Genomic DNA, 4,756 nt, shown 5'->3' on the forward strand with positions numbered 1-4,756 from the left:
AATGGCTGATCGGACGAGACTCGTATAGACTGCTCGTCGGCCCTGGAGGCCATCGGGGTGTGGCGCAGCTTGGTAGCGCGCATCGTTCGGGACGATGAGGTCGCAGGTTCAAATCCTGTCACCCCGACCATGTGATGTCTCAGGACATCGGCGACTAACGGACCTACGGAGACGTGGGTCCGTTAGTTGTTTTGGGGGTGGGGTCCGGCTCCTCGTCCAAGACCGCGACATCACACCCGCCGTCGAGCCGATGGCAAGGCGCTGCGCCGCGCATGCCCGTTGGAGGCGCACGCCGAGGTATCGCGAAATCACGATCGCGAGATCGAGACCGGCGAGTCGACCACCTGACTGGAATCACCGCGAGTGGAGAGGACGCCGATGCGACTCGCGAGTGAACACCCGCATGCCTCTACCTCGTCACCCATGTCGATAGCATCCCACCCATGCCCTTCGGACGACGAAAACACGTAGTCGAACCCGCATTGTTGTTCCTTCGCGCGCCGGCCGACGACGTCGCGACCTGGGCTGAGGCGCGGGGCATCTCATGCTGGATCCAACAGCTTCCCGGTGGCTGGGTACTGGCCCGGACGGCGACCGTGGACGACGCGCTCGCCGGCTCGGGGCAATCGCCCGACGATGCGCTGCGCGAGTGGGGCGTCCGGATGCCCGACGCCTACCTGATGCAGGATGTCGTCCGCCGTGTTCGCGACGGCCGGATCGAGACAGTGGACGACGGCATTGGCCCGGCACCGTGGGAGGCCGACGATCCGCGTCCGGCTCGTGGCTTGGTCGCCGTCCGTGGCGACCGGGCCGAGGACCTCGGCTTGCTCGCCCATCTGCAGGCGGCACCGGCCTCAGCGGTATTCCGCGACGGCTGGACGCTGATTCCTCACGACGACCCGGTCTGGGCGTCCACGGCCGTCGTCGTGGACGACGATGCAGGCCTGGCCCTGGCGACCCTCGGCGACGAACTCCGACTATGGATCATCTACGACGGCGAACCCGTCGCCGACTGGGAATGGTCGGTCACCGGGCGCCTGGTCGCCGTCGACCGATTGCCGGCCGGTGAGCTGGGCGACGAGATCCGGGACGTCGTGTTCCCGGCTCGCCTCGACGTCGAACCCCTTGTCGACTTCGGTTTCCGGGCAACACCCCAGCTCGTCCAGGCGCTTGCAACCGACGCATCGGCGACCATCGTCCTCCCTGAACTGGTTGACGCGCTCGGCCTTCCGGACGCCGCTCGCGCGCACCTGCTCGGTGAGATCGAGCTGGCGCACGCCCCGGACGTCCGGGTCAGCCAGCCCGCCGGAAACCTGACGACGGCGATCGTCGGCAGCGTGTCGGCGTCCGAACGGCGACGGGCATCGACACAGAGTCCGCGCCGTCGGCTCTGGGGCGCGATCGGCTGGGGGGCGTCCCTGCTGCTCTGCGCAGTATTGGCGGTGCTGATCGTCGACGACCTGCGCACCGGAACCGAGATCTCGGTGTGGACCTGGATTCGGCTGCCGCTGGTCGTGCTGACCGTTCCGGTCGCCGTCCTCGGGATTCGGCGCTGGTGGGTACTTCGCGGCACCGATCGCCGCGATCCCTTCGAACTGGGCGCGAAGCAAGAGCCGCGGCGGAGGAGTTGGTGGTACGGCCGCGGCCCCAGCACGACGGTCGCGCTGGTGGTCGGTCTGGCCGTTCTCGCCCTGCCGGTCGGGTTCTGGATCGCCGATGCCCCGCTGCGCGACCGCGGTGTCCAGACCACGGCGCAGGTGGTCACGGTGAACGAAGACAGCTTCACCGTCACCTTCAGCGAGCGGGGCGGCAACACCCGCACCGCCGAGATCGCGCCGTGGGGCGAACCCGAGACCGGCGACCCGATCGTCATCGTCTACGACCCGCTGAACCCCACCCACGCATCGAGTCTGGACGAGCAGAACGATCCCGTCGGCTACATCGTCTTCACCGCGCTGGCGGCCCTCTGCTTGGTGCTCGCCCTGCTCACCTGGCTGCGCGTGATCGACTGGCAACGAGTTTCGAACTGGGTGGAGCAGGCACCCGGCATCTAGCGCGGGATCACTGCGCAGCCGGCCGGATCGAGCGCCACGGTCAGCACCTCCCCCTCCATCCGCTCCGGCGAGCGCACCGTCGCGGTCTGGCCGTCGGGCAGCCGGACGTCGATCAGCACCTCACCGCGGTGGTGCCGCTGATCGACGATCGGCACCTCGTCCCCCGTCGGTGAGAGAACCAGACCGGCGGGCCCGATCGCGACCAGCTCACCCGCACCGCCCCGGACCCGGCCCAACCGGGCGGCGACGTCGGCGGAGACGAACGGCTGATAGCCGAGGAATTCCGCGACCTGCCGCGAGGCCGGACGCCGCCACAAGGTCTCCGGCATGTCCAGTTGCAGCATCTGGCCGTCGGCCATCACACCGACCCGGTCGGCCAGCGCGAACGCCTCGTCCTGGTCGTGCGTCACGTAGAACGCGGTCGTGCCGGTGGTGCGCAGCACCTCGCCGAGCACGCCGACCAGGTGCTCGCGCAGGTTCCGGTCCAGTGCCGACAACGGCTCGTCCAGCAGCAGCAACCGGGGCCGCGGCGCCAGCGAGCGGGCCAGCGCCACCCGCTGCGCCTGACCGCCGGAAAGCTCGCCGACCCGGCGTCCGCCGTAACCCGGCAGCCCGACGATGGCCAGCAGCTCCTCCACCCGTGCCCGGCGCCGCACACACGGCTCCCGGTACAGCCCGTAGCCGATGTTCCCGGCGACGCTGAGATGGGCGAACAGCTGGCCGTCCTGGAACATCATCCCGAAGCCGCGAGCGTGCACCGGCACCGCGGAGACGTCGTCGCCGTCCCAGCTGACCTCGCCCGCCGCCAGCGGTTCCAGCCCGGCGATGCCGCGCAGCAGCGACGACTTGCCCGAGCCGGACGCCCCCAGCAACGCCACGATCTCGCCCGGCTCGACCGCCAGATCGACGCCGTCCACCGCGACCAGGTCGCCGTAGCGGACGACGGCGCCACGCACCTGCAGACCCCTCACAGTTCCGCCTCCCTGGGCCGGACGAGTTCCGCGGCGGCCATCACCGCGGCGGTCAGCACCGCAAGAATCACCGAGGCAGCCATGGCCATGCCGAAATTGTCGGCGCCGGGGCGGCCGATCAGCCGGAAGATCACCGTCGGCAGCGTCGGATGCTCGGGCCGGGACAGGAACGAGGTCGCCCCGAACTCACCCAGCGAGGTGGCGAACGCGAAGCCGATCGCCAGCCCGAGCCCGCGCAGCGCCAGCGCGCCGTCGATGGTGGCCAGCACCCGCCCCGGACCGGCGCCCAGCATGGCGGCCGCCTCCCGTTGCCGCGGATCGATGGCACGCAGCACCGGCAGCAGGGTGCGCACCACCAGCGGCAGCGCCACGATGGCTTGGGCGATCGGGATCAGGATCGGCGACGTCCGCAGATCGAACGGCGGCCGGTTCAGGGTGATCAGGAAGCCGAATCCGACGGTTACCGCCGACACCCCCAGCGGCAGCATGAAGGCGGCGTCCAGCAGACCGACGCCCGCCGCCAGCCCCCGATTGCGCGGCCGCCGAGACGCGATCAGGCTCACCAAAACCCCTAGCAGCACCGCGATCGCGCTGGCCTGCGCGGCGATCACCAGCGAGTTCACCGCGGCCGTCCAGACCGGCACCGTCGTGCCGGAGTCGCCGGTGCCGCCGAGGAGTTGGTAGTTGCGCCAGCCCCAGCCGTCCGCGGTGACGAACGACCGCACCACCAGGTGCGCCATCGGCACCACCAGCAACCCGAGCACCACGAGGCCGGTGATCAGCGTCGGCAGCAGATCACGCCGCGCCCGCCATGGCTGCTCGACACAGGCGTCCCCAGAAAGCCGCAACGCGTGTTCGGCGCTCCGGCGGGCGCGTCCGGCGATCAGCAATGCGGCCGCCACCACGACCAGCTGGACGATCGACAGCGCCGCCGCGGCCGGCAGGTCGAGTAACTGGGTGGTCTGGTACCAGATCTCGGTCTCGATGGTGCTGAACCGGACGCCACCCATCACCATCACGATGCCGAACGCGGTCGCGCAGAACAGGAAGACCAGCGATGCCCCCGACAGCACCGCGGGCGCGATCGCCGGCAACGTCACGGTCAGGAAGACCCGAATCGGGGAAGCCCCCAGCATCCGGGCCGCCTCCGCGGTGCGCGGATCGAGCCGCGACCACAGCACGCCCACCGTCCGCACGATCACCGAATAGTTGAAGAAGGCCAGCGCCACCACGATGGCGGCGAACGTCTCGTCCAAACCCAGCCAGCCCAGCGGCCCCTGCGCGGCGAACAGCGACCGGAAAGCCACCCCGACGACCACGGTCGGCAGCACGAACGGCACCGAGACCACGGCCCGCAGCAAGCCGCGTCCGGGGAACCGGCAGCGGTACAGCAGGTAGGCGGCCGGGACGCCGAGCAGCACCGCGACCAAGGTGCCGGCGGCGGCCTGACCCAGGGTCTGGCCGATGATCCGCCAGGTCCGGAGCGCCGACAGCACCGCGCCGATGCCGTCCAGGCTGAACCCACCGGAGACGACGAAACCGCGTCCGACAAGCCCGGCGACCGGCCAGGCGAAGAAGACCGCGAGGAATCCGACCGGCAGCAGCACGGCCAGCGACCACAGCCCGATCGCCAGCGGGCTGGGTCGCACCCGGCCCCGGCCCGTCGATCGAGCCACACCCGTTGGTCGAGCTTGTCGAGCCCCCCGCTCCGTGGTCTCGACAAGCTCGACC

Annotated in this window: 3 protein-coding genes and 1 tRNA gene; 2 read left to right on the forward strand and 2 right to left on the reverse strand. The window is 70.4% G+C overall.

What is annotated here, in order from left to right; translation table 11 throughout:
• The first annotated feature begins 53 nt into the window (after positions 1-53).
• A tRNA-Pro gene (locus QM619_RS16505) sits at positions 54-130 on the forward strand.
• A gap of 313 nt (positions 131-443) precedes the next feature.
• Positions 444-2,054: a hypothetical protein gene (locus QM619_RS16510; RefSeq protein ID WP_415111311.1), complete on the forward strand. Its 1,611-nt coding sequence runs from the start codon at positions 444-446 to the stop codon at positions 2,052-2,054.
• On the opposite strand, the gene QM619_RS16515 is transcribed toward QM619_RS16510, so the two are convergent.
• On the reverse strand, positions 2,051-3,025 hold the full coding sequence (locus QM619_RS16515; RefSeq protein ID WP_415111314.1) for an ABC transporter ATP-binding protein: 975 nt from the start codon (positions 3,023-3,025) through the stop codon (positions 2,051-2,053). The two genes, QM619_RS16510 and QM619_RS16515, sit on opposite strands and share 4 nt — an antisense overlap.
• Positions 3,022-4,701 (reverse strand): ABC transporter permease, encoded by a 1,680-nt coding sequence (locus QM619_RS16520; RefSeq protein ID WP_415111317.1) that lies wholly within the window; start codon positions 4,699-4,701, stop codon positions 3,022-3,024. Before QM619_RS16520 ends, QM619_RS16515 begins: the two co-directional genes overlap by 4 nt.
• Positions 4,702-4,756: the final 55 nt, after the last annotated feature.

This window comes from Micropruina sp. (genome assembly GCF_047606665.1).
Classification (GTDB): Bacteria; Actinomycetota; Actinomycetes; order Propionibacteriales; family Propionibacteriaceae; genus Micropruina.